Source organism: Serratia sp. T13T92, from assembly GCF_047530105.1.
In the GTDB taxonomy this organism is placed as follows: domain Bacteria; phylum Pseudomonadota; class Gammaproteobacteria; order Enterobacterales; family Enterobacteriaceae; genus Chania; species Chania fonticola.
Genome location: NZ_JBLJAK010000006.1, coordinates 129,300 through 152,367, shown reverse-complemented (window position 1 = coordinate 152,367; position 23,068 = coordinate 129,300). Strand labels below are relative to the sequence as shown.

The 23,068-nt window shown below is 54.1% G+C and carries 22 protein-coding genes; 12 read left to right on the top strand and 10 right to left on the bottom strand.

What is annotated here, in order from left to right; all coding sequences use genetic code 11:
• Positions 1-93: 93 nt before the first annotated feature.
• Genes tamA through ACMV5I_RS09150 form a run of 3 tightly spaced genes read left to right on the top strand, consistent with a single transcriptional unit; the run spans position 94 to position 6,004 of the window.
• Positions 94-1,830, top strand: a complete 1,737-nt coding sequence (gene tamA, locus ACMV5I_RS09160) for an autotransporter assembly complex protein TamA (RefSeq protein WP_414824177.1) — start codon at positions 94-96, stop codon at positions 1,828-1,830.
• The gene (gene tamB, locus ACMV5I_RS09155; RefSeq protein WP_414824176.1) at positions 1,827-5,651 is read left to right on the top strand and encodes an autotransporter assembly complex protein TamB; all 3,825 of its coding nucleotides are present in this window, start codon (positions 1,827-1,829) and stop codon (positions 5,649-5,651) included. Before tamA ends, tamB begins: the two co-directional genes overlap by 4 nt.
• A gap of 2 nt (positions 5,652-5,653) precedes the next feature.
• Positions 5,654-6,004 (top strand): gamma-glutamylcyclotransferase, encoded by a 351-nt coding sequence (locus ACMV5I_RS09150; RefSeq protein WP_024483355.1) that lies wholly within the window; start codon positions 5,654-5,656, stop codon positions 6,002-6,004.
• 50 nt (positions 6,005-6,054) lie between these two features.
• On the opposite strand, the gene ppa is transcribed toward ACMV5I_RS09150, so the two are convergent.
• Positions 6,055-6,582: an inorganic diphosphatase gene (gene ppa, locus ACMV5I_RS09145; protein ID WP_024483356.1), complete on the bottom strand. Its 528-nt coding sequence runs from the start codon at positions 6,580-6,582 to the stop codon at positions 6,055-6,057.
• A 258-nt stretch (positions 6,583-6,840) separates the two neighbouring features.
• Between ppa and ACMV5I_RS09140 the strand changes: the two genes are divergently transcribed.
• Entirely contained in the window at positions 6,841-8,394 is a 1,554-nt protein-coding gene (locus ACMV5I_RS09140; RefSeq protein ID WP_024483357.1) for a methyl-accepting chemotaxis protein, read from the top strand.
• A 34-nt stretch (positions 8,395-8,428) separates the two neighbouring features.
• Here the strand turns inward: ACMV5I_RS09140 and fbp are convergent, their stop codons facing one another.
• Complete coding sequence (fbp, locus tag ACMV5I_RS09135; protein ID WP_029711176.1) at positions 8,429-9,433, bottom strand: class 1 fructose-bisphosphatase; 1,005 nt, start codon at positions 9,431-9,433, stop codon at positions 8,429-8,431.
• Between the two features lie 170 nt (positions 9,434-9,603).
• Here fbp and mpl point away from each other — a divergent pair, with 170 nt between their 5' ends.
• A complete protein-coding gene (gene mpl, locus ACMV5I_RS09130) occupies positions 9,604-10,983 on the top strand; it encodes a UDP-N-acetylmuramate:L-alanyl-gamma-D-glutamyl-meso-diaminopimelate ligase (RefSeq protein ID WP_121608515.1) in 1,380 nt (459 codons plus the stop codon).
• 213 nt (positions 10,984-11,196) lie between these two features.
• Here mpl and yhcN (ACMV5I_RS09125) read toward each other — a convergent pair whose 3' ends face one another.
• From yhcN (ACMV5I_RS09125) to argR, 3 genes are all read right to left on the bottom strand, one after another.
• On the bottom strand, positions 11,197-11,460 hold the full coding sequence (yhcN, locus tag ACMV5I_RS09125; protein ID WP_021179031.1) for a peroxide/acid stress response protein YhcN: 264 nt from the start codon (positions 11,458-11,460) through the stop codon (positions 11,197-11,199).
• A gap of 133 nt (positions 11,461-11,593) precedes the next feature.
• The gene (gene yhcN, locus ACMV5I_RS09120; protein WP_202810397.1) at positions 11,594-11,857 is read right to left on the bottom strand and encodes a peroxide/acid stress response protein YhcN; all 264 of its coding nucleotides are present in this window, start codon (positions 11,855-11,857) and stop codon (positions 11,594-11,596) included.
• Between the two features lie 403 nt (positions 11,858-12,260).
• Positions 12,261-12,731 (bottom strand): transcriptional regulator ArgR, encoded by a 471-nt coding sequence (gene argR / locus ACMV5I_RS09115; protein WP_021179033.1) that lies wholly within the window; start codon positions 12,729-12,731, stop codon positions 12,261-12,263.
• 465 nt (positions 12,732-13,196) lie between these two features.
• Between argR and mdh the strand changes: the two genes are divergently transcribed.
• Entirely contained in the window at positions 13,197-14,135 is a 939-nt protein-coding gene (gene mdh / locus ACMV5I_RS09110) for a malate dehydrogenase (RefSeq protein WP_021179035.1), read from the top strand.
• A gap of 62 nt (positions 14,136-14,197) precedes the next feature.
• Here mdh and ACMV5I_RS09105 read toward each other — a convergent pair whose 3' ends face one another.
• Positions 14,198-14,458: a helix-turn-helix domain-containing protein gene (locus ACMV5I_RS09105; protein WP_071783710.1), complete on the bottom strand. Its 261-nt coding sequence runs from the start codon at positions 14,456-14,458 to the stop codon at positions 14,198-14,200.
• A 181-nt stretch (positions 14,459-14,639) separates the two neighbouring features.
• Here ACMV5I_RS09105 and ACMV5I_RS09100 point away from each other — a divergent pair, with 181 nt between their 5' ends.
• On the top strand, positions 14,640-14,996 hold the full coding sequence (locus tag ACMV5I_RS09100) for a DNA-binding protein (protein WP_024483361.1): 357 nt from the start codon (positions 14,640-14,642) through the stop codon (positions 14,994-14,996).
• A 264-nt stretch (positions 14,997-15,260) separates the two neighbouring features.
• On the top strand, positions 15,261-15,635 hold the full coding sequence (locus tag ACMV5I_RS09095) for a DNA-binding protein (protein WP_174334411.1): 375 nt from the start codon (positions 15,261-15,263) through the stop codon (positions 15,633-15,635).
• Positions 15,636-15,679: 44 nt separating this feature from the next.
• Here the strand turns inward: ACMV5I_RS09095 and ispB are convergent, their stop codons facing one another.
• The gene (ispB, locus tag ACMV5I_RS09090; protein WP_021807527.1) at positions 15,680-16,651 is read right to left on the bottom strand and encodes an octaprenyl diphosphate synthase; all 972 of its coding nucleotides are present in this window, start codon (positions 16,649-16,651) and stop codon (positions 15,680-15,682) included.
• A gap of 269 nt (positions 16,652-16,920) precedes the next feature.
• Between ispB and rplU the strand changes: the two genes are divergently transcribed.
• The 4 genes from rplU (at position 16,921) to cgtA (ending at position 19,775) form a co-directional block, all read left to right on the top strand.
• Positions 16,921-17,232 (top strand): 50S ribosomal protein L21, encoded by a 312-nt coding sequence (gene rplU / locus ACMV5I_RS09085; protein ID WP_004955927.1) that lies wholly within the window; start codon positions 16,921-16,923, stop codon positions 17,230-17,232.
• A 17-nt stretch (positions 17,233-17,249) separates the two neighbouring features.
• On the top strand, positions 17,250-17,507 hold the full coding sequence (rpmA, locus tag ACMV5I_RS09080) for a 50S ribosomal protein L27 (protein WP_004933559.1): 258 nt from the start codon (positions 17,250-17,252) through the stop codon (positions 17,505-17,507).
• Between the two features lie 107 nt (positions 17,508-17,614).
• Positions 17,615-18,586 carry a DMT family transporter gene (locus ACMV5I_RS09075; RefSeq protein ID WP_021807524.1) on the top strand — a complete coding sequence of 324 codons (972 nt, stop codon included), beginning with the start codon at positions 17,615-17,617 and terminating at the stop codon, positions 18,584-18,586.
• A gap of 16 nt (positions 18,587-18,602) precedes the next feature.
• Positions 18,603-19,775, top strand: coding sequence for an Obg family GTPase CgtA (cgtA, locus tag ACMV5I_RS09070; RefSeq protein WP_024483364.1), 1,173 nt, complete (start codon positions 18,603-18,605; stop codon positions 19,773-19,775).
• 106 nt (positions 19,776-19,881) lie between these two features.
• On the opposite strand, the gene pmrB is transcribed toward cgtA, so the two are convergent.
• Genes pmrB through dacB form a run of 3 tightly spaced genes read right to left on the bottom strand, consistent with a single transcriptional unit; the run spans position 19,882 to position 23,050 of the window.
• Positions 19,882-20,946 (bottom strand): two-component system sensor histidine kinase PmrB, encoded by a 1,065-nt coding sequence (gene pmrB / locus ACMV5I_RS09065; RefSeq protein WP_414824175.1) that lies wholly within the window; start codon positions 20,944-20,946, stop codon positions 19,882-19,884.
• Complete coding sequence (pmrA, locus tag ACMV5I_RS09060) at positions 20,943-21,605, bottom strand: two-component system response regulator PmrA (protein WP_121608520.1); 663 nt, start codon at positions 21,603-21,605, stop codon at positions 20,943-20,945. Before pmrA ends, pmrB begins: the two co-directional genes overlap by 4 nt.
• Before the next feature lie 11 nt (positions 21,606-21,616).
• On the bottom strand, positions 21,617-23,050 hold the full coding sequence (dacB, locus tag ACMV5I_RS09055; protein WP_021807522.1) for a serine-type D-Ala-D-Ala carboxypeptidase: 1,434 nt from the start codon (positions 23,048-23,050) through the stop codon (positions 21,617-21,619).
• Between the last annotated feature and the right edge of the window lie 18 nt (positions 23,051-23,068).

Sequence of the window (23,068 nt, the reverse complement as noted above, 5' to 3'; positions counted from 1 at the left end):
GGGATCTAAAGGTAAGGGGGGCAGTCTGATAGCACCGCCCCAGCACCAGAGCAAAGGTACTGACAGGACAGAAAAATCAATTAAGGAGCACCTGTGCCACGATATCGTGTCCTTTGCGTGTTATGTGCGCTATTCGTTACGCCGTCGGTGTTAGCGGCGAATGTGCGGCTGCAGGTTGACGGCCTGAGTGGGGATTTGGAGCGCAACGTTCGTGTGCGCCTTTCAGCGATCACGCCGGAAGAGGTTAATGCCGAGGGGCGTTTTCGCGCTCGAGTGGATGCTGCCATCCGCCTGGGGTTGCGGCCATTGGGCTATTATCAGCCTACGATTGAATTCACCTTTGATGATAACCCGAAGCTTTCGCGTCCAGTATTGATCGCCAAGGTCGATCCGGGTGAACCGGTGCGTATTGCAGGTGTGGATATCCAGCTGCAAGGCGGGGCCAGAACCGACGAAGATTATCTGAATCTGGTCAGAACCGATCGGCCAACGGTTGGCGAGATCCTCAACCATGGCCAGTTCGACAGTTTTAAAAGTTCGCTGACCAACCTGGCGCTGCGTAAAGGCTATTTTGATGCTCAAATGCTCAAGAGCCAACTTGGCGTGGCGGAAGAGTTGCATAAGGCGTTCTGGGACATAGATTTCGACAGCGGTGAGCGCTATCACTTCGGCAAAGTGATTTTCAAGGGCTCGCAAATCCGCGAGGACTATCTGCAAAATCTGCTTCCCTTCCATCAGGGGGATTATTACAGTTCGAACGATCTTGCCGAGCTGAACCGCCGTTTATCCGCCACTAACTGGTTCAACTCGGTGGTGGTGTCTCCAGACTTTACCGACTCTAAAGAGAGCAAGATCCTGCCGCTAGATGCGGTGGTGACGCCGCGTAGCAGCAATATCGTGGAGCTAGGTGGCGGTTTTTCTACCGACATTGGTCCACGGGTGCTAGGAACCTGGAGAAAGCCCTGGCTGAACGATCGTGGCCACAGCCTGGTAACCGCTGCCAGTATCTCTCAGCCGGAGCAGCAGCTGGATCTGACCTATAAAATCCCATTGCTACGCAACCCGCTAGAACAGTATTACCTGTTACAGGGCGGTTTCAAACGTACCGATCTGAACGACACCCAATCTGACAGTACCAAGGTCGTGGCTTCGCGTAACTGGGATCTCTCCAGCGGCTGGCAGCATGCGGTGAACCTCAGTTGGCGTCTGGACCACTTTACCCAGGGTTCTGTCACCAATACCACCATGCTGCTTTATCCTGGGGTGACCGTGAATCGAACGCGTTCACGGGGAGGCCTGATGCCTGTGTGGGGTGACAGCCAGCGCTATTCCATCGACGTGTCGGACACCACATGGGGTTCCGGGGTCGATTTTGCGTTACTGCAGGCGCAGAACGTCTGGATCCGCACCTTGGGGGAGAAAAACCGCTTTGTGGTCCGTGGCCAGGTAGGCTGGATCGAAACCAACGATTTTGACAAAGTGCCGCCGGATTTGCGCTTCTTCGCCGGTGGCGATCGCAGTATCCGTGGTTATAAATTCCAGGGCATTTCCCCGCGTGGAGATGACGGCAAGCTGACCGGTGCCTCTAAAATGGTGACGGGTTCGCTGGAGTATCAATATAACGTCACTGGCCGCTGGTGGGGGGCGATGTTTGTGGATTCCGGGCAGGCGGTCAATAAATTCTCAGACAGCAATTTCAAGACCGGTGCGGGCGTTGGCGTGCGCTGGCAGTCGCCGGTAGGGCCGGTGAAGCTGGATATCGCCGCGCCGGTTGGGGATCAAGAGACCCACGGCCTACAGTTTTATATCGGTTTGGGGCCTGAACTATGAGCCTGATAAAAAAGATTTGTCTGGGATTTTTGATCCTGCTGTTGCTGCTGATTGGCACGTTGGCGTTTCTGCTTGGCACCACGACCGGCTTGCATATGGTGATCAACGGGGCTGCCCGCTGGGTACCCGGGTTGGAAATTGCGGCGGTCAGTGGCGGTTGGCGCGATCTTACCTTGAAAGGTGTGAAGTATCAGATGCCAGGCGTGGCGGTTAACGCCGGGCAGTTCCATCTTTCGCTCGATCTCTCCTGTTTTAAACGCAGTTCATTGTGCGTCAATGCGCTGACCGTACAGGATGTTGATGTGGTGGTGAAAACCGCTGAAATGGCGCCTTCTGCGCCGGTTGAGGAAAGCAACGAGCCGATCGGCGATCTCAGCACGCCTTATCCTATTACCCTGCGTAAGCTGGCGTTGAATAACGTCAAGGTTACCGTGGACGATACGGCGATCTCGCTGGGGGAGTTCAGTACTGGTGCGCAGTGGCAGGAACGTGCTTTGACGTTGAGGCCAACTACGGTCCGCGCTTTGCTGATCGCGCTGCCAAAAACGCCGGTAAATCCTTTGCCGGAAGCACTGCAGCCCGCAGCGGAGAAAGTGGCAGACAAGGTGGCAGAGAAAACGACGGTTGCGCCAGCATTGGTGCCACCGCCAGCGGAAGAGCAACCGTTGGGCGAAACTCTGAAGGCGTTGTTTGCCAAACCGCTGCTGCCGGACCTGCCAGAAATTCGCCTGCCGCTGGATATTACCGTTGAGGAAATCAACGGTGAGCAGCTACATCTGACCGGGGACACTGAGGTGTCGATCACCCGCTTGCAGCTGCAGGCCAGCACCAAAGATCAGCACATTCAGCTCGATCGCTTTGACGTGAGATCGCCGCAAGGCATGCTTTCCGCCAAAGGGCAGGCAACGTTGACCGGCAGTTGGCCGGTGGAAATGGTGGCCAACAGCACGCTGAATATCGATCCGCTGAAAGGCGAGAAGGCGAAGCTGAATGTATCTGGTGGGCTGCGTGAAGAGCTGAAAGTGGCGCTTAACCTGTCTGGCCCCGTTGGTGCGCAGCTGGATGTGCAAACCCAACTGGCAGAGGTGGGTTTACCCTTGGCGCTGACGCTGCAAAGCAAACAGCTGAAATGGCCGCTGACTGGCGAGCCACAGTATCAGGTCAATGACTTCCGCCTGCGCTTTAACGGCAAGGCCGCAGATTATGCGCTCTCTACCCGTGCCAATTTCAAAGGCCAGGATCTGCCACCGGCAGTGCTACAGCTGGATGGTAAAGGTAATCTTGAACAGTTCAGACTCGAGCGCCTGCGGTTGGTTGCGCTGGAGGGGAACACCGATCTGACGGCGCTGGTAGACTGGAGCAAAGCGATCAGTTGGACGTCGCAACTGACGCTTTCAGGCATTAATACCGCCAAGCAATGGCCGGAATGGCCAGCGCGGTTGGAAGGGAAAATCACCACCCGTGGCAGTCTGCATGGCGGCAGTTGGCAATTACAGGTGCCGGTGCTGCAGCTCGACGGCAATGTGAAACAAAACAAGGTATCGGCGCGGGGCTCTTTGCGTGGCAATGCGGCCGGGCAGTGGACGATCCCGGGTATCGATCTGGCGTTGGGGCGCAATACGCTCAACGTTAAAGGCCAGTTGGATGAGAAAAGCTGGGTGCTGGATGCCAATGTTGATGCGGCGCATCTCGACGGCGCCTTGCCGGGCCTTGCTGGAAATGTCCGCGGGCAGTTGAAGCTGCGCGGAAATTTGCAGGCACCACAGCTGTTGGCAGACCTGACCGCGACAGGCTTGCAATGGCAGGCGCTGCACATCAATCGGGTGAAGGTCAACGGCGATGTCCGTTCCAGCGATCAGATCCAGGGGCAACTGGCGGTACGGGTTGAACAGCTCAAACAGGATGCGTTGCAGGTCAATCTGCTGACGTTGGATGCCAGAGGCAGTGAGCGCCAACATCGGCTGCAATTGAACATCGATGGCAAACCAGTCTCCGGGCAGTTAGCCCTGGAGGGCAGCTTTGATCGTCAGCAACAGCGCTGGCGAGGCAACCTGAACAACACTCGTTTTGATACACCGGTGGGTGAATGGCGTCTTAGCCGTGCCATCGCGTTGGATTACCTGAATACGCAACAGAAAATCAGCGTAGGGCCGCATTGCTGGGTGAACCCGAATGCCGAGCTGTGCGTACCTAGAACCATCGAGGCGGGGGCCAGCGGCCAGGCTAGCGTGGTACTCAATCGCTTCGACCTGGCAATGATCAAACCGTTCCTGGGGCCGGATACCGCCATGAACGGGGTCTTTACTGGCCGAGCTGACGTAAGTTGGCAACCGGGGGGGGCATTGCCACAGGCGAAGGTTTCACTGGTTGGCAAAGGAGTGAAAGTGGTGCAGCAGGTGCAGGGCGCCGCATTGCCGATCGCCTTTGACACGCTAAACCTCAATGCGGGCCTGAACAATGGCCGGGCACAGGCAGACTGGCTGATCAAGCTGACTAATAACGGGCAGTTTAACGGTAACGTTCAGATCGCTGATCCGCAGGTACGTCGTACCATCAGCGGCAACGTCAATATTACCAATGTGTCGCTGGCGCTGCTTAACCCGATACTGACGCAGGGCGAGAAAGCCGCGGGGATGCTGAATGCCAACCTGCAATTAGGCGGCAATGCGCAGAACCCGCTGGTGTTTGGCCGTCTGGCGTTGGATAAGGTGGCGATCGTTGGCCACTGGATGCCGTTCGATATGACCGAAGGCCGCCTGGCGCTGAACTTCAACGGGATGACCTCGACCCTGGAAGGATTGCTGGCGACCACGCATGGGCAGCTCAATCTGTCCGGGGATGCCGACTGGCGGGATATCAATGCCTGGCGTGCACGTATTGCAGCCAAGGGCGATCGGCTGCGGGTGACCCTGCCGCCAATGGTCCGTATTGATGTTTCACCGGATGTGGTGTTCGAAGCCACGCCGCAGCTGTTCTCACTCAACGGTAGCGTAGGTATCCCTTGGGCGCGCATCACGGTGCAGGAGCTGCCAGAAAGCGCGGTCGGAGTTTCTCCTGATGAAGTGATGCTGGATAACCAGCTCAAGCCGATCCAACCGGCGACGGCAGGGATCCCAATCAACAGCAATCTGACGATCCGCGTGGGTAACGACGTGCGTCTGGATGCATTTGGCCTGAAAGCCAGACTGCGTGGCGATCTGCGTGTGGCACAGGACCAGAATGGTCTGGGAGTACATGGCCAGATTAATATTCCATCGGGGCGTTTCCATGCGTATGGTCAGGATCTGCTCGTGCGTAAAGGCCAACTGATATTCTCTGGGCCACCAGATCAACCGCTGCTGAATATTGAGGCGATCCGTAATCCGGATGCTACGGAAAATGACGTGACCGCTGGTGTCCGCGTGACCGGCATGGCCGATGCGCCAAGGCTTGAGGTGTTCTCCGATCCGGCCATGTCTCAGCAAGAAGCGCTGTCTTACCTGCTGCGTGGCCAGGGATTAGGGGCTGGCGGTGCCGATGGCAACGCCATGACCTCAATGTTAATTGGTATGGGGGTTGCACAAAGTGGTCAACTTGTGGGTAAAATCGGCGAGGCGTTTGGCGTAAGTAATCTGGCCCTTGATACCGAGGGAGTTGGCGACAGCTCTCAGGTAGTGGTGAGCGGCTATGTCCTCCCTGGCTTACAAGTAAAATATGGGGTGGGGATCTTCGACTCATTGGCCACGCTGACGTTGCGATACCGCCTGATGCCTAGGTTGTATCTGGAAGCGGTGTCTGGTCTAGACCAGGCACTGGATGTGCTCTATCAGTTTGAGTTTTAGCTATGCGAATAATTGTCTACGGCAGTTTACGACGCAAACAGGGAAACAGCCATTGGATGACCAACGCCCAATGGTTGGGTGAACATGAGTTAGAAGGCTACCAGCTTTATAATCTGGGGCACTACCCGGCGGCGATCCCTGGAGAGGGCACGGTACACTGCGAAGTGTATCGTATTAACTCATCGATTCTGGCCGAGCTGGACGAGTTGAAAAGCAATACCAAAGACTACAAGCGCGAGCTGATCCGCACGCCTTATGGCAGTGCGTGGATCTACCTGTATAGACACAGCGTGGACGGTTTCCCGCGGATTGAAAGCGGTGACTGGCTCAAGCGTCTTGACGAAAAGCAGTAAAAAAAACACCGCTCATCTGGGCGGTGTTTTTTTATCAGTTCGGGCGAGAATTACTTCTTGGCGCGCTCGAAAGAGGCAACGATCTCAGCTTTGGCTGCAGCAGCGTCTGCCCAACCATCCACTTTTACCCACTTGCCTTTTTCCAGATCTTTGTAGTGTTCAAAGAAGTGGGTGATCTGCGCTTTCAGCAGTTCTGGCAGGTCGTTCACATCTTTAATGTGATCGTACTCTTTGGTCAGTTTGCTGTGCGGTACGGCAACCAGTTTCGCATCTTCACCGGCTTCGTCGGTCATTTTCAGCACGCCAACTGGGCGGCAGCGGATCACTGAGCCTGGCTGCAGTGGGTATGGGGTTGGCACCAACACGTCTACCGGATCACCATCCAGTGACAGAGTGTGGTTGATGTAACCGTAGTTGCACGGGTAGAACATCGCCGTGGACATGAAACGGTCAACGAACAGCGAGCCGGTTTCTTTGTCGATTTCGTATTTGATTGGATCGGCGTTAGCCGGGATTTCGATAACTACGTAGATGTCTTCTGGCAGGTCTTTGCCAGCAGGGACCAGGTTCAAGCTCATGTCGGTTTCCTTTAATCAAACCAGAAATGGAGTGGCGGCTATTATAGCGGAGTCTTTTGTGATTTCCCGTCCTTTTCATCATTGAGCTGCTGCCTGGCCGATAACAGCAACTTTTCCAGATTAATCCCTCATTGATTGAAGTTTACTCCCCGGCTGCCGATAACTTCCTCAAATAATAACGGTCCAGCAGCTAGCTGACCCTGCCTTCTTGCCTCCTCTACATCTGAAGCTACTTTTTTCTAAAGCCGGGAAACACTCATGTTAAAGAAGATCACCGTTAAGGCCGGGCTGATTGCCCTGTTGAGCCTGATGACGTTGCTGTTGATTGTTGTCAGCATCATCGGGGTTAAAGCCATTAACGACGGAACACGTTCGCTACAGACTCTGAACCAGATCCTGGGGGAAGAACTGGGTTCGTTGGCCAACAGCTCCAACCTGGCGCTACGGGCCAGAACGGCTGCCTCGCTTGCAGTACGCCAGCGCGAGATTGGTCAGATTGAGGTTGCTGACGCCTCGGTGGGGCGCATTTATGGCTATCTGGAACAGTCGAAAAAGGAAATGGCGCGCTTTGTCGACGTGGGAACGGTGACCGAACGCGGTCGCCAATTCTCAATGCGGATGCAGGCGAGCTATCGCGCCTATCTGGAGCAAGGCATTGCGCCCATGGCGGCGGCGATAAAGGCGGGGAAGTTGGATGACTATTACGCCATTCAAGAAAATCATATCTCTAAGTTGAGCATTGCTTTTGAAGCCGATCTTAGTGAATTCCGCGCGTTTGCCATGGATATTGGCCAGCAGCATGCGCGTGAGGCAGAAAGTAATGCCAGCACCAAGATTATCCTGATCGTTGCGGCTGGGCTGCTCAGCATGTTACTGGCGGTGCTGGCCTGGTTTGCTATGCGTGTGATCTTGCTGCGCCCGTTAGATGAGTCGATCGTCCAATTGGAGCATATTGCCGCCGGGGATCTGACCCACGAAATTAGCGGTGAAGGTGATACCGAAATGGGGCGTCTGGTAAGCGCCATGCAGCGTATGCAGCAATCGCTGGTGATGTCGGTCAGTAAAGTCCGCGATGCCAGCAGCCAGATCGATACCGGCTCCCGCGAGTTGGCTGCGGGTAACGTTCATCTGGCGCAGCGTACGGAGGAATCGGCCGCTTCGCTGGAGCAAACCGCCGCCAGTATGGAGCAGTTGACCTCTACGGTGAAAATGAATGCTGAAAACTGCGAACAGGCCAACCAGTTGGCACTGAGCGTCTCCGATATTGCCGAACAGGGCAGTGACGTGGTCAGCCAGGTGATGAGCAAGATGCAGGCCATTACCGACAGCTCCCGACGCATCGCCGACATCATCAGCGTGATGGACGGTATCTCCTTCCAGACCAATATCCTGGCGCTCAACGCGGCGGTAGAGGCGGCACGTGCCGGTGAGCAAGGCCGTGGTTTTGCCGTGGTGGCCGGTGAGGTACGCAGCCTGGCCCAACGTAGTGCGCAATCGGCCAAAGAGATCAAAGGGCTGATCGAAGTTTCACAACACCGCGTGCGGGAAGGTGAACAGATGGCAGCTACGGCGGCGAAGACCATGAACGGAATAACGGGCGAAGTCGGGCGCGTCACGGCGCTGATGCGTGAAATCTCGGCGGCCACTCGCGAACAAAGCAGTGGTATCGAGCAGGTTAACCTGGCGGTAGTGCAAATGGATCAGGTGGCACAGCAGAATGCGGCGCTGGTGGAAGAGTCTGCGGCAGCAACGCGCTCTTTGGAAGAGCAGGCGCAACTATTGGCACAGAGTATGGCTGTGTTCAAACTGTGATGTGAAGGGGCGGTATGCCGCCCCTTTTATAGCGTTACTGGTCTGGGAAATCAGCAATAAAACGTTCGGCGTCTTCTACCATCGATTTGGTTCCGACGAAGAATGGCGCACGCTGGTGCAGTTGTTGCGGCACGATATCCAGAATGCGGTTTTTACCATCGCTGGCTTTACCACCGGCCTGTTCAGCCAGGAACGCCATCGGGTTGCATTCATACAGCAGACGCAGCTTGCCCTGTGGGTGGCTGGCGGTGCTTGGGTAGATATAGATGCCACCTTTGAGCAGGTTACGGTGGAAGTCGGCAACCAGTGAACCGATATAGCGTGAGGTATAAGGGCGCTGGGTGGCTTCATCCTGCTCTTGGCAGTATTTGATGTATTTCTTCACCCCGAGCGGGAACTTGATGTAGTTACCTTCGTTGATGGAATACATATTGGCTTTTTCCGGGAAGCGCACTTTCTCGTGGGAGAGGCAGAACACCCCTAGCGACGGATCGTAGGTGAAGGCATGTACGCCATAACCGGTGGTGTATACCAGCATGGTGGAAGAGCCATAAACTACATAACCGGCCGCTACCTGTGCATGGCCAGGCTGCAGGAAATCTTCTTCGGTGACTGGCGTGCCAATCGGGGTGATGCGGCGATAGATAGAGAAGATCGTCCCGACCGAGACGTTCACATCAATGTTGGACGAGCCGTCCAACGGATCCATTAGCACCACATACTTGCCATTCTCAGCTCGCTCGCCGTCGAAAATCACGATCTCGTCTTCTTCTTCCGACGCGATGCCCGCAACTTCACCACGAGCCTTCAACGCTGCTTTCAGCTTTTCGTTCGCGAACAGGTCCAGCTTCATCTGAACTTCGCCCTGAACGTTGGAAATGCCGTTAGTCCCCAAGATATCAACTAAACCCGCCTTGTTGATATCACGGTGAATGATCTTGGCGCCCAGTTTGATGGCAGAAAGCAATGAGGTCAGCTCACCGGTGGCGTGAGAGAAGTCGTGTTGTTTCTCGACGATAAATTCGCCTAACGTTTTCATGACACAATCCCTGAATCTACGGATGGATAGCGGCTTGTTAACATACCGCCAACGTTTTCGTCAGCAGTGTAGCCCAAAGCAACTTGCGATTCATAGGCAAATCCATTTCTTCTGAGCGATTCTGAGCGCTAGAATAGGCAGTAAATCGTTGCACTAAAATGAGAGACCTAATGCGCATACATATTCTTGGGATCTGTGGCACCTTTATGGGTGGGCTAGCCATGTTGGCTCGTTCACTGGGGCATGAGGTGACCGGTTCAGATGCCAACGTCTATCCTCCTATGAGCACCTTACTGGAAAAGCAGGGGATCGATCTGATCCAGGGTTACGATCCTGCCCAGTTGGATCCGGCTCCGGATCTGGTGATTATCGGCAATGCCATGAGCCGTGGTAATCCTTGCGTAGAAGCGGTGCTGGAGCAGAGCATTCCTTACATGTCTGGCCCCCAGTGGCTGCATGATTATGTCCTGCGCGATCGCTGGGTGCTGGCGGTAGCGGGAACACATGGTAAAACCACCACCGCCGGGATGGCGACCTGGATCCTGGAGGCTTGCGGTTATCAGCCGGGCTTTGTGATCGGCGGCGTACCGGGCAATTTTGATGTCTCGGCCCGTCTTGGCGGCAGCCCGTTCTTTGTCATCGAAGCCGATGAGTATGACTGTGCCTTCTTCGACAAACGCTCCAAGTTCGTTCATTACTGCCCGCGCACGTTGATCATGAACAACCTCGAGTTCGATCACGCCGATATCTTTGACGATCTGAAAGCCATTCAGAAGCAGTTCCACCACCTGGTACGCCTGGTGCCGGGCCAAGGCAAGATTATCCTGCCGGAAAACGACACCCATCTGAAACAGGTAATGGCGATGGGGTGCTGGAGCGAACAGGAATGGGTCGGGGAAGGGGGCGCGTGGCGCGCACACAAACTGACGACGGATGCCAGCCATTACGAAGTGTTCCTCAATGGTGAGAAGGTAGGGGAAGTTAACTGGTCGCTGGTGGGCGAACACAACATGCATAATGGCCTGATGGCAATCGCTGCTACCCGTCATGTTGGCGTACAGCCAGCCGATGCCTGCCGGGCGCTGGGTGACTTTATCAATGCCCGCCGCCGTCTGGAATTGCGTGGTGAAGCCAACGGCGTCACGGTGTATGACGACTTTGCTCATCATCCGACAGCCATTCTGGCTACCTTGGCGGCGCTGCGTGGCAAAGTGGGCGGCACCGCACGCATCCTGGCCGTGCTGGAGCCTCGCTCAAACACCATGAAAATGGGGATCAGCAAAAACGATCTGGCTCCCTCACTGGGTCGTGCCGACGAAGTGTTCCTGTTCCAGCCTCACCACATCCCGTGGCAGGTAGCAGAAGTTGCCGAAGCTTGTGTCCAGCCCGCGCATTGGAGTGCCGATCTGGATACGCTGGTGGAGATGATCGTGAAAACCGCGCAGCCCGGTGACCATATTCTGGTGATGAGCAACGGCGGGTTTGGCGGCATTCATGACAAATTGCTGGCAGGGCTGGCTAACAAGGCTGAACCGAAAGAAACCTACTAACGTTTAGTTAAACAGGCGTCGCGTGCGGCGCTTGTTCCAATACCAAGGTCGCTGATGCGGCCTTTTTTACACCCATAAAAAAGCCCTCGCGTGCGAGGGCAATGGGGTTCGTCGGATAGGACGACGACAATTTCCGAGGATATAACGTTTACCTGAGAACTCGGCAGTGGCAGTGACGAGGGTAGTCAGTTCAGTAAGCGCGACCTCGGTGTTTTACTTGTAGATTTCAGCCGTTGCGTGCCAGTTACCATTTTCATAGGCTTCGATCACACGGTAGGCTTTGGCCCCTTGCTGGTCCGCTTTATCAGACAGCGCCTGACGGATATCAGAAGGTGCGCCACCCACGCCGCTAGCGGTAATGGTGCCGACAGACTGCAGATTGCTGGCTTGGGCATCAGTGACCAGGTTAGCCGCAGAAGCACCGAAAGAAACGGCAGACAGCAGGCTAAGTGCAACGAGAGTAGTTTTCATGTTCATGATACTTGGATCCTTAATCGTTCAGAGATAACGGCCTGGAAGGGCTTTACAGCGTTTTTTATACTTGAAGGCCGTTATCTAGTTGGTTTTTTACCAGAGAGTTGTCGTGCAATGCTCACATAAAATCTTGTACTTACTTGTAAATCTCGGCGGTAGCGTGGTAGTTGCCTTCGTTACGAGCTTCGATCACGCGGTAAGCAGTCGCGCCTTGGGCATCGGCTTTGGCAGACAGTGCCTGACGGATATCAGAAGGTGCTGCACCGACGCCGCTCACGGTGATGGTACCGGCAGACTGCAGTTTTTCAGCCTGTGAAGCATCAACGGATTGTGCTGCGAATGCACCGAAAGACAGTATGGACAGCAGGCTAATTGTTGCTACGGTAGTTTTAATTTTCATGATTTATCCTCTTCGTATTCTTTTATCAGTTCCAATGAACTGTGATTTACGTCACGAAAATGAGTATACATCTAGTAACGGCAAAAATTAATAGCTGACTAACAGTTTCTAGTGAAACTTTATTAGGGTGGATGTTACTTTTAATAACCTAATGGAATAAAAAACGGCGATAAAATACACTTTTGATGTTAAATTTTTGTAATTTCAATGAGCTAAGTGCTTTTGACTAAAAGTGCGGAAGCCTCCAGTCACTATCACCAGTCACCCAGAAATGTCATTGAAATGTGCTGCAGGTCGGCTTTTTGGCAGTTTTAAACGTGGTAGGCAGCGCGGAAGAAGTAAATGAAGGGTTAATAAAGGATGCACAGCCCGCGACGGAGCGCCGCAGGCTGCGCTGAATGCATCAAAGTTCCTGTTCGAACAAGGAGAGAATGGCTTCAAACAGTTGGCGTGCGGTAAATGAACTGGCCGGGGTGACAAAAATAGTATCGTCGCCGGCAATGGTGCCAAGGATCCCTTCGGATTTGCCCAGTGAGTCCAACAGGCGGGCAATCAGCTGCGCCGCACCAGGGCTGGTATGGATCACCACCACCGCGTCGTTATGGTCCACGTCCAGCACCAGATTCTTGAGCGGGCTGGTGGTGGTTGGGACACCAAGTTCGGCCGGGAGGCAGTACACCATTTCCATTTTTGCATTACGCGTGCGTACCGCGCCGAACTTGGTCAGCATGCGCGATACCTTGGACTGGTTAATGTTCTCGAAGCCTTCTTCTTGCAGCGCCAAAACGATCTCGCCTTGAGAACTGAATTTTTCTTCTTTCAATAACGCCTTAAACGCCTTGATCAGATCTTCCTGCTTTGCGGGATTACGCATTTTGCACCGTGGAATGTTGGTAATAGAGCTGATTATTATGCATATAAATGCATTTTTATGCAATATGGGGGCCATCTGGAAAATCAAAAATGCCCAGACAGAAAGGCAAGAGCGCGATTTTAACAAAATCCGTTGCTCATGAATATGCCCTTTCGGTGCGGGAAGCGAGTCAGCTCTCCGGTAACGAAAATGTTATTAAAATGATGTTGTTCTGATGTTACGTAAGGGTGTAATGTAACCGCCGGTTAACGCGATCGTGAAAAGCTTGGCACTATTTTCGATTAGTGTGCGCTATGCCCTTAATGCATAAGCTATTTACTTTAAAATGCTCGCAACATCGGCCATTTTATTGCGCCAGATCTAAAACCGACTGTTAAGAGGTTGTTTTTAAAGGCGTGATAAATTAAGGTCCGTGACCAAAGAATTCACGGCGCTTTTATATTTAAGACAATAAAGGAGTATAGGATGAAAGTTGCAGTTCTCGGTGCTGCTGGCGGTATTGGCCAGGCCCTCGCCCTTCTACTCAAGACCCAGCTTCCTTCAGGTTCTGAACTCTCCCTCTACGACATTGCCCCTGTTACCCCAGGCGTTGCCGTTGACTTAAGCCACATCCCAACCGCAGTTAAAATCAAAGGCTTCAGTGGCGAAGATGCAACCCCTGCGCTGCACGGTGCGGACGTGGTGCTGATTTCTGCTGGCGTTGCGCGTAAACCAGGGATGGATCGTTCCGATCTGTTCAACGTTAACGCTGGCATCGTACGCAACCTGATTGAGCAAGTGGCTAAAACCTGCCCGAAAGCCTGTATCGGTATCATCACTAACCCGGTGAATACCACGGTGGCCATTGCGGCAGAAGTGTTGAAGAAAGCGGGTGTGTACGATAAAAACAAACTGTTTGGTATCACATCGCTGGACATCATCCGTTCCAACACCTTCGTCGCGGAACTGAAAGGCAAACAACCGGAAGAGCTGAACGTACCGGTGATTGGCGGCCACTCCGGCGTGACCATCTTGCCTCTGCTGTCGCAGATCCCAGGCGTGAGCTTTAGCGATCAGGAAGTGGCTGATTTGACCAAACGTATCCAGAATGCGGGTACCGAAGTGGTTGAAGCCAAAGCCGGTGGCGGTTCTGCAACCCTGTCTATGGGCCAGGCTGCTGCACGTTTTGGCCTGTCTCTGGTACGTGCGCTGAGCGGTGAGAAAGGCGTAGTGGAATGTGCCTATGTTGAAGGGGATGGCAAATATGCCCGCTTCTTTGCACAGCCGCTGCTACTGGGTAAAAACGGTATCGAAGAGCGTAAAGACATCGGTACCCTGAGTGCCTTCGAGCAAAAAGCGTTGAGCGAAATGCTGGACGTGCTGCACAAAGATATCGAACTGGGTGAGAAGTTTATCAACAACTGATCCCTCAGTATGTGATGTTTTGATAAGCCGCCGGGCCGAATCCGGCGGCTTTCTTATGTTTATCATGATTTGATTCGACTTTTCCGATCTCGCAGATGATGGGTGAGCGGATCAAAATATCTGCTCGGCCAGATCTCTGCCGGATGTACGTTCAGTGCATCAGCAATCAACCACTCTCCCTTGGGCCAAGGACGTGACAGCGCGTTGGCCAACGTCGATGAACTTAGCCCTGCCCCCCGTGAAACCGCAGCCAGAGTGGTACCTCTCTTCTTCAAAGCCGCGATGACGTCTGCTGGATGCCAATCTGGGTCCCGTGAATTCATATTTTCATTCCTTTTTTGATTAGAGAAAGTTCTGTTAGTGGTATAACTAACAGGTAAGTATTAATCGTTTGAACAACGTGAAGCGTTTATTCAGAAACTAGGATACCACCAAGTTTCCCAAAAATACCTTATGGTTTCTGAAAAATTTGTCTTGCCACACAATTGTCCCGAGATCATGGCTATGAAAAACGAGTGGTTTGCTGCCAAGGAGCTGATAGGCATCGCAGGATTACCGTCCTCTACACAGGGAATCAATCTGATGGCCCGGCGCGAAAATTGGCTCAGCCGTCGCCGCAAAGGCGTGCAAGGCAAGGCGCTGGAATACCATATCGACAGCTTGCCTACCGGCGTCAAAAACCTGCTGGTATTGCGCGAAGAGCCTGCGATCTATGAGGCCGGACGTCAGGACCCACTGGCGGTGTGGATCGAATACTATTACCACCTTTCAGACAGTGAGCGTGGCCAAGTGATGGCATTTTTGATGCGTGAAGGTATGGATAGCCTGCTGACCTGGATTGCCGAAAAGAACAAACAGTAAATCTCCTCAGCTGACGTGCACTTTGTAGGGGCGCCGCATGCTGCGCCCGAGTAGCCATATGGTGCTCCCACCAAGCTCCTTTCTGCGTCGCCTCTCTGTTTTCTCCTCCTTATTTAGTAAGTGTTTCTTGAGTATTTCGTCAGATTTTTGGTTATTGGCAACGGCTTGGTTAATGTTATAACTAACTTATTAGCATTAGTTGTTCATGCAACTGGAAGGTCTGATAAGTCAGTTAGGGGCAACGCCGAGATCAAGGAGGGGGAAATGGGCCAGGAGTGGTTTACCGCCAACGAACTGAAAGAGAAAGGCGAATTGGGCAGCTCCCCGCAAGGGATCAATAAGCGAGCACGTGAGCAAAACTGGCGATGGCAGCGACGTTTTGGCAAGCAGGGGGTGACTAAGGAGTATCATATCAGCAGCCTGCCCCTCTCGACCCAAAACGAGTTGTATCCCCAGCGATATCCCCTTGCCGCAGAGGAACCGGCGGCTTATAGCGTCTCCCGTGATGGCGATCCTGGGGCACGTTTGCAGAGCTATCTGGCAGGTATGAAACCTGACGAATACGCGGTTTTATTGAGTTTTCTGGCGGAGAATGGGGCTGCGGGGTTGCTGGATCTCATTAGCAAGGCAAATAAATAGGCCTGCATTGCAGGCCTATTTGAATATTAAGAAACTTAAGTTTCTTAAAAGTCTCGTTGAACCGCCAGATGCGCTAATCCTTCCAGTGCGGTTCGATAAGGAGAGTCGGGCAAAATCTGCAATGCGGCGATCGCCTTGTCCGCTTCTTCTTCTGCGCGCTGACGTGTATAGGTGAGTGAACCACACTCCTGCATGGTAGCCAGAACCGGCTCCAGCAGATGGCGGCCATTCCCCTGTTCAATCGCGCCACGGATCATCGCAGACTGCTCGGCATTGCCATTATGCATCGCATGCAACAACGGCAGTGTCGGCTTGCCCTCGTTCAAGTCATCGCCGGTATTTTTACCCAGGGTCACGCCGTCTGCACTGTAGTCCAGCAGATCGTCGATCAGTTGGAATGCCGTACCAAGATAGCGGCCATAGTCTTGCAGTGCTTGCTCTTCGGCCGGGTTAGCCTCTGAGAGGATGGCTGATGACTGGGCTGCCGCCTCAAACAGACGAGCGGTTTTGCTGTAGATGACCCGCATATAGTTTTCTTCACTGATATTCGGATCGTTGACGTTCATCAACTGCAGCACTTCCCCTTCGGCGATCACGTTGACCGCTTCGGACATCACTGCCAGCACGCGCAGCGATTCCAGGCTGGTCATCATCTGGAAAGCACGCGTATAAATGAAATCGCCCACTAGCACGCTGGCGGCATTGCCAAACGCCGCGTTGGCGGTCGCCTTGCCACGGCGCATGTCGGACTCATCCACCACGTCATCATGCAACAGGGTAGCGGTATGGATGAACTCTATCAGGGCAGCAACGGCAATGTGTTTATCGCCTTGATAGTGCAAGGCCCGTGCCGCCAGAACGGCGATCATCGGGCGAATGCGCTTACCGCCACCGCTGATAATGTAATAGCCAAGTTGATTGATGAGCGTGACATCGGAATTCAACTGTTCGAGAATTGTTGCGTTCACGGCCGCCATATCTTGCGCGGTTAACTCAGTAATTTGTTCTAGGTTCATTGTATTTTTTTCAGCTGTGTTTCTGTTGACCGCGATGAGAACGCTGCTCACATCGGTACATGGCGGTAACTGTCCTGTTGATTGTACTTGAAAATCGGCCCAGATAAACGTTGTGAGAGAAACTGTGTTTTTTTTCTTCTTTTTTCACCTTCTGGCCCTAATCTGCTCTTGTCATATGCGGGATTATTGCGTAGAATTCGCGCCCTATTGTGAATATTTATAGCGCGCTCTGTACTGAACAGTTGGGCACGCGGAAAGCGGAGTTTTATATGTACGCGGTTTTCCAAAGTGGTGGTAAACAACACCGAGTAAGCGAAGGTCAGACCGTTCGCTTGGAAAAGCTGGACATCGCAACTGGTGAAGCGGTTGAGTTTGACCAGATTCTGATGATCGCTAATGGCGAAGATATCAAAATCGGCGTTCCTTTCGTCGATGGCGGTAAGATCAAAGCTGAAGTGGTTGCTCACGGTCGTGGCGAAAAGATCAAGATTGTTAAGTTTCGTCGTCGTAAGCACTATCGTAAGCAGCAAGGTCACCGTCAGTGGTTCACTGATGTTAAAATCACCGGCATCAGCGCTTAAGTTAGGAGAGCGGATTAATGGCACACAAAAAGGCTGGCGGCTCGACTCGTAACGGTCGCGATTCAGAAGCTAAACGTCTGGGCGTAAAACGCTTTGGCGGCGAAGCAGTACTGGCAGGCAGCATCATCGTTCGTCAGCGCGGCACCAAATTCCACGCTGGTACCAACGTGGGTTGCGGCAAAGACCACACTCTGTTTGCTTTGAAAGACGGTAAAGTCAAATTCGAAGTTAAAGGCCCGAGCAATCGTAAATTTATCAGCATCGAAGCTGAATAATTTTTCGAGCCTTACGAAATAGATGTTAAGCCCCGCAATTCGTTGCGGGGCTTTTTACATTTATAGATTGCTTGTGCTTGGCGGCACAACGCACAGACAGTGAGAAGATGGAAAAAAAACAGCAGGCTGGCGTTGGTATTTTTCTGGCGGTCACCACAGCGGTTTGCTGGGGCGCACTGCCTATCGCAATGAAAGAAGTGCTGGAAGTGATGGAGCCGTTTACCATCGTCTGGTATCGCTTTACGATTGCCGCCATCGGCCTGGGGATGATCCTGGCAGTGCGCGGGCGCTTACCCCCGGTGAAAATGTTCCGTCAACCCCGCTGGTTGCTGTTGCTGGCGATCGCCACTGCCGGGTTGTTGGGCAACTTTGTCTTCTTCAGCTCTTCGCTGCAATATTTGAGTCCGACGGCCTCGCAGGTTATCGGCCAACTCTCGCCGGTGGGCATGATGTTCGCCAGCGTATTGATCCTGAAAGAAAGGATGCGTATCACTCAGGTGATTGGCGCTCTGATGCTGATCTGCGGGCTGATGCTGTTTTTCAACGTCAGCCTGATCGAGATCTTCACTCAGTTCACAGACTACACGCTCGGTGTGTTGTTGGGCGTGTGTGCAGCCATGGTTTGGGTGACCTATGGCGTGGCGCAGAAAGTATTACTGCGTCGATTGGCCTCACCGCAGATCCTGGTCTTGTTGTACACTTTATGTGCGATCGCGTTATTCCCGCTTGCGAAGCCAGCGGTGATTTTCCAGCTCAGCGGCTGGCAATTGGCCTGTCTGCTGTTCTGTGGTGCTAACACGCTGATTGGTTATGGTGCGCTGGCGGAAGCGATGGCGCGCTGGCAGGCGGCCCAGGTGAGTGCGTTAATCACGCTGACTCCCCTGTTTACCCTGCTGTTTTCAGATTTATTGGCGCTGGCCTGGCCACAGGTATTTACGGCCCCGGCATTGAATGTCGTTGGCTATGTAGGTGCTTTTGTGGTGGTTGCAGGTGCCATGTTTTCCGCAATTGGTCACCGTTGGTGGCCGCGACGGGCAGAAACCAACCTGGTTGCTTCTTTGAAGCGGCCCGGTGAATGAGTTACGGAGACGGTAAATGAAGTTTGTAGATGAAGCAACGATCCTGGTCGTGGCAGGTGATGGCGGTAATGGTTGCGTCAGCTTCCGCCGCGAAAAATACATCCCGAACGGTGGGCCAGACGGCGGTGACGGCGGTGACGGCGGTGACGTCTACCTGGTGGCAGACGAAAACCTGAATACCCTGATCGATTACCGCTTTGAAAAATCTTTCCGTGCCGAACGTGGCCAGAATGGTCAGAGCCGTGACTGTACCGGTAAACGCGGTAAAGATGTCGAAATCAAGGTGCCGGTCGGTACTCGTGTGCAGGATCAGGGCACCGGTGAGATCCTCGGCGATATGACCCGTCATCAGCAGCGTCTGATGGTGGCGAAGGGCGGTTGGCACGGCCTGGGCAACACCCGTTTCAAATCCTCGGTAAACCGTGCTCCGCGCCAAAAAACGCTGGGTACCAAGGGCGAGATGCGCGATATCCTGCTGGAACTGCTGCTGCTGGCGGATGTGGGCATGTTGGGCCTGCCGAACGCCGGTAAGTCGACCTTCATTCGCGCGGTTTCTGCCGCCAAGCCAAAAGTGGCGGACTACCCGTTCACCACGCTGGTACCGAGCCTGGGCGTGGTACGTATGGACCATGAACAAAGCTTCGTGGTGGCGGACATTCCTGGCTTGATCGAAGGCGCACATGAAGGTGCTGGGCTGGGGATCCGTTTCCTGAAACACCTGGAGCGCTGCCGCGTGTTGCTGCACCTGGTGGACATTGCGCCTATCGACGAGTCCGATCCTGTAGAGAATGCCAAGGTGATCATCAACGAGCTCAACCAGTACAGCGAGAATCTGTCGCACAAGCCACGCTGGCTGGTGTTCAACAAAGTTGACCTGCTGGACGAGGAAGAGGCCGCCGAGCGCGCCAAGGCGATCGTAGAAGGCATGGGTTGGGAAGGTAAGTACTACATGATCTCCGCTGCGAACCGCGAAGGCGTTAACGCGCTGTGCTGGGACGTGATGAACTTTATCAATACGCAACCTAAAGCCATGGCGATCGAAGAAAGCGCGCCAGAAAAAGTCGAGTTCATGTGGGATGATTACCACCGTGAGCAGATCGCTGAAGTGGAAGCTGAAGCGGATGACGATTGGGATGATGACTGGGATGAAGATGACGACGAAGGCGTCGAAATCGTCTACCAGAAGTAATTCTGCGTAATAAAGTAAGGGCTCGGTTCGATGAACCGGGCCCTTGTTGTTTTTTGGACGGCTGAAAATCTTTTACGTAGGGGCGCTGCATGCTGCGCCCTGGTGTTTACTGATTTAAAATATTATCGGGTAACCAGCACTGGGCATCCAGGCCGCTGGCATCGGTGCGGTTTTCCAGACGTAGACAGCCACGGTGCAACTGAACGATACGGATCACGATATTCAATCCCAGCCCGCTGCCACCATAACGCTGGTCCATCCGGCGGAAGGCCTGAGTCAACTCTCCCGCCATCTCTTGTTTGATACCCGGCCCCTCGTCGAGAACCTGTAAGCGTTGTCCATTATTCTCGGGGATGAGCTGAACACGAATGACACTCTTCTCAGGGCCATAACGGTGCGCATTTTCAACCAGATTACGCAGCATCAGGCGCAGCAGCACCGGATCGCCATGGGTCGGGGCACTGGCTGGCAGTTGCCAGACAATCTTTTGTCCGCGTAGAGCGGCAAGCTCCTCCAGCTCACCCTGCAGTGGCTTGATAACGTTGGCCACCCAGTCAAACTGTTGGTAATGGCCGCTGGCGAAATCCTGCCCGGCGCGCGATAGCATCAGCAATTGCTCAACCACGTGCATTAGTTGGTCAATGCGGGCGATCAGTTGCTTACTACCCGTGATCCCCTGTTGCTCCATGAGTTCCAGATGCAAACGGATCCCCGCCAGCGGCGTGCGTAATTCATGGGCCGCATCGGCCGTAAACAGGCGTTCCTGCTGGATGGTATGGTCAAGTCGTGACAATAACTGATTCAATGCCTTGGTGACCGCTACCACCTCTAGGCTGTCGTTAGATACTGGCAAAGGGGTCAGATTATCTGCCGAACGTTTCTCGAGCTTTTCCTGCAGTTGATTCAGCGGCCGGATAATCCAACTGATGGCCCAGAAGGAGGCCAGCAAGGTCACCACCATCATGATCAATGAGGGAGCTAGCAGAGAAGCTATCGCTTCGGCAATCTCGGTATCGACCCGTTCGTTGCGGACTTTGGCTGAGAGGGTTTCATCTACCAGGAAAGTGATCTGCTCCTGGCTTTCGTGCCATAACCAAAATGCGCTGATGAGCTGGGTGACCAGCAGGATCAGGGCCAACATCAGCAGCAAACGACGGCGCATGCTGATCAAGATGCGGGCTCCAGACGGTAACCGATGCCACGTATGGTACGGATACGATCTTTGCCCAGTTTACGGCGCAAGTTGTGCATATGCACTTCGAGGGTGTTCGAGCCCAGATCGTCGTTCCAGGTATAGAGATCCTGTTGCAACAGCTCACGGTTGACGGTTTGCCCGGCCCGCATCATCAGACGCGACAGAATGGCAAACTCTTTCGGCGTGACGTCTATCGCCTGCTGTTGCAGATACACCTGCTGGCTGGACAGGTTGAGTGTCAGATCGTCCTGTTGCAGCAGGTTATCGCTGTGGCCCTGATAGCGGCGGATCAAAGCGCGCACCCGGGCTTGCAGCTCAATCAGCGCAAAGGGTTTGACCAGATAGTCATCGGCACCGGCGTCCAGGCCATCGACACGGTCTTGCAACGCGTCACGAGCGGTGAGGATCAACACCGGGATGCTGATGTGTTGACGACGCCACTGCCGCAGCAGGGTGGCACCGTCAATATCTGGCAGGCCGAGGTCAAGGATCACCATACTGTACTGGCTGGTGACGATCAGGCTATTGGCCTGCGCAGCACTGGCCGCACAATCACAGGCGTAGCCTTCGTTGGACATTGCCAACGCCACGCCTTGCTGCAATAACTCATCGTCCTCAACAATCAGTAGCTTCATGCCCTTGGGCCTCAATTGTTCTGATAGATATCCCGATACAACCGGCTTTCGAACCGCACCAGCGGCGCTCGGCGCTGTTTCTGATCTTCTGGTGGCACCGCGTAACCAGAGAGATATTGGACAAAGGCAAGGCGCTGACCGCTGGCCGTAGTGATAAAGCCGGCCAGGTTGTAGACCCCTTGCAGCGCGCCGGTTTTGGCAGAAACCTTACCGTCGACCCCGGCTTCGTGCAGGCCACCGCGATAGCGCAGCGTGCCATCATAACCGGACAGCGGCAGCATCGAGATAAAGTTGAGCTCGCTGTCGTGCTGAGCAATATATTGCAACGCCTGCATCATGGTAGCAGGTGCCAGCAGGTTGTGGCGCGACAGGCCAGAGCCGTCCACCACGATGCTGTTACCCAGATCTACCCCGGCCTTCTGGCGCAGAACCTGGCGTACTGCATCTGCCCCCGCGCGCCAGGTGCCCGGTACGCCAAAGCGTTCATGGCCGATGGTGCGAAACACGGTATCGGCAATCATGTTGTCCGACTTCTTCAGCATGATTTTCAGCAGGTCATGCAACGGTGCAGACTGCGTCTGGGCGATGACCGTGCCCGTCATGCCTGGCTGGGTTTGGCGTTTCAAATGGCCGCCAATCTGGATCCCTGACTTGACCAACTCATCTTTCAGGATGGCGCCGGCATAGCTGGCCCCGTCTTGAATGGCGAATGCCAACGGCAGTGGCTCACTGCGCTGGGTCAGGCATCCCGTCAGTGTAAAGCGGTTCAATTCGCCCGGAACCACATCCAGTTCACAATATTGGGCATCCGGAGAGCCTTTCGCCAGCGTTCTTACCTGGCTGAACATATTGACCGGGTAGAATGAAGCCACGCGAATAAACGCCATCTCACCGGGGTTAGGGGCGCTGTAAAGGGAAACCGAGAAACAGTTGCGATCGACAATCGCTGCCGCTGGCGGGGCGCTGAAGCACTGGGTCATATCGTTCCAGGGCCAGCCGGGCGCTTTGTCATGGCTGGCAAATACCGAGGTATCGACCAGCACGTCGCCGCTGATTTCGCGCACTCCCTGTTTTTTCAGTTCCGCCACCATATTGCGCAGATTCTGCCGCTTGAAGGTGGGATCTCCGCTGAAACGGGCGATAAGGTTGCCACGCAACACGCCATCCGTGATGTTGCCCTGACTTTCCAGTGTCGTGGTGAAGCGATAATCCGGCCCGAGCTGCAACAAAGCCGCCAGCGCGGTAAGCACCTTCTGGGTGCTGGCCGGGAGTGCCATTTGCTGTGAGTGATAGTCGATGGTTGGCGTGGTCGCGCCAATCTTCTGAACGATCAGGGCCAGGTTCGCCCCATCAGGCAAATATTGGGTGTAATCTTCAACCGGGGCCGCATGGGCATTAACAGCAAATGCGCAGGCCAATACACTGACAATTCGTGAAAAACGCATAATCTCGGGGTAACAGCT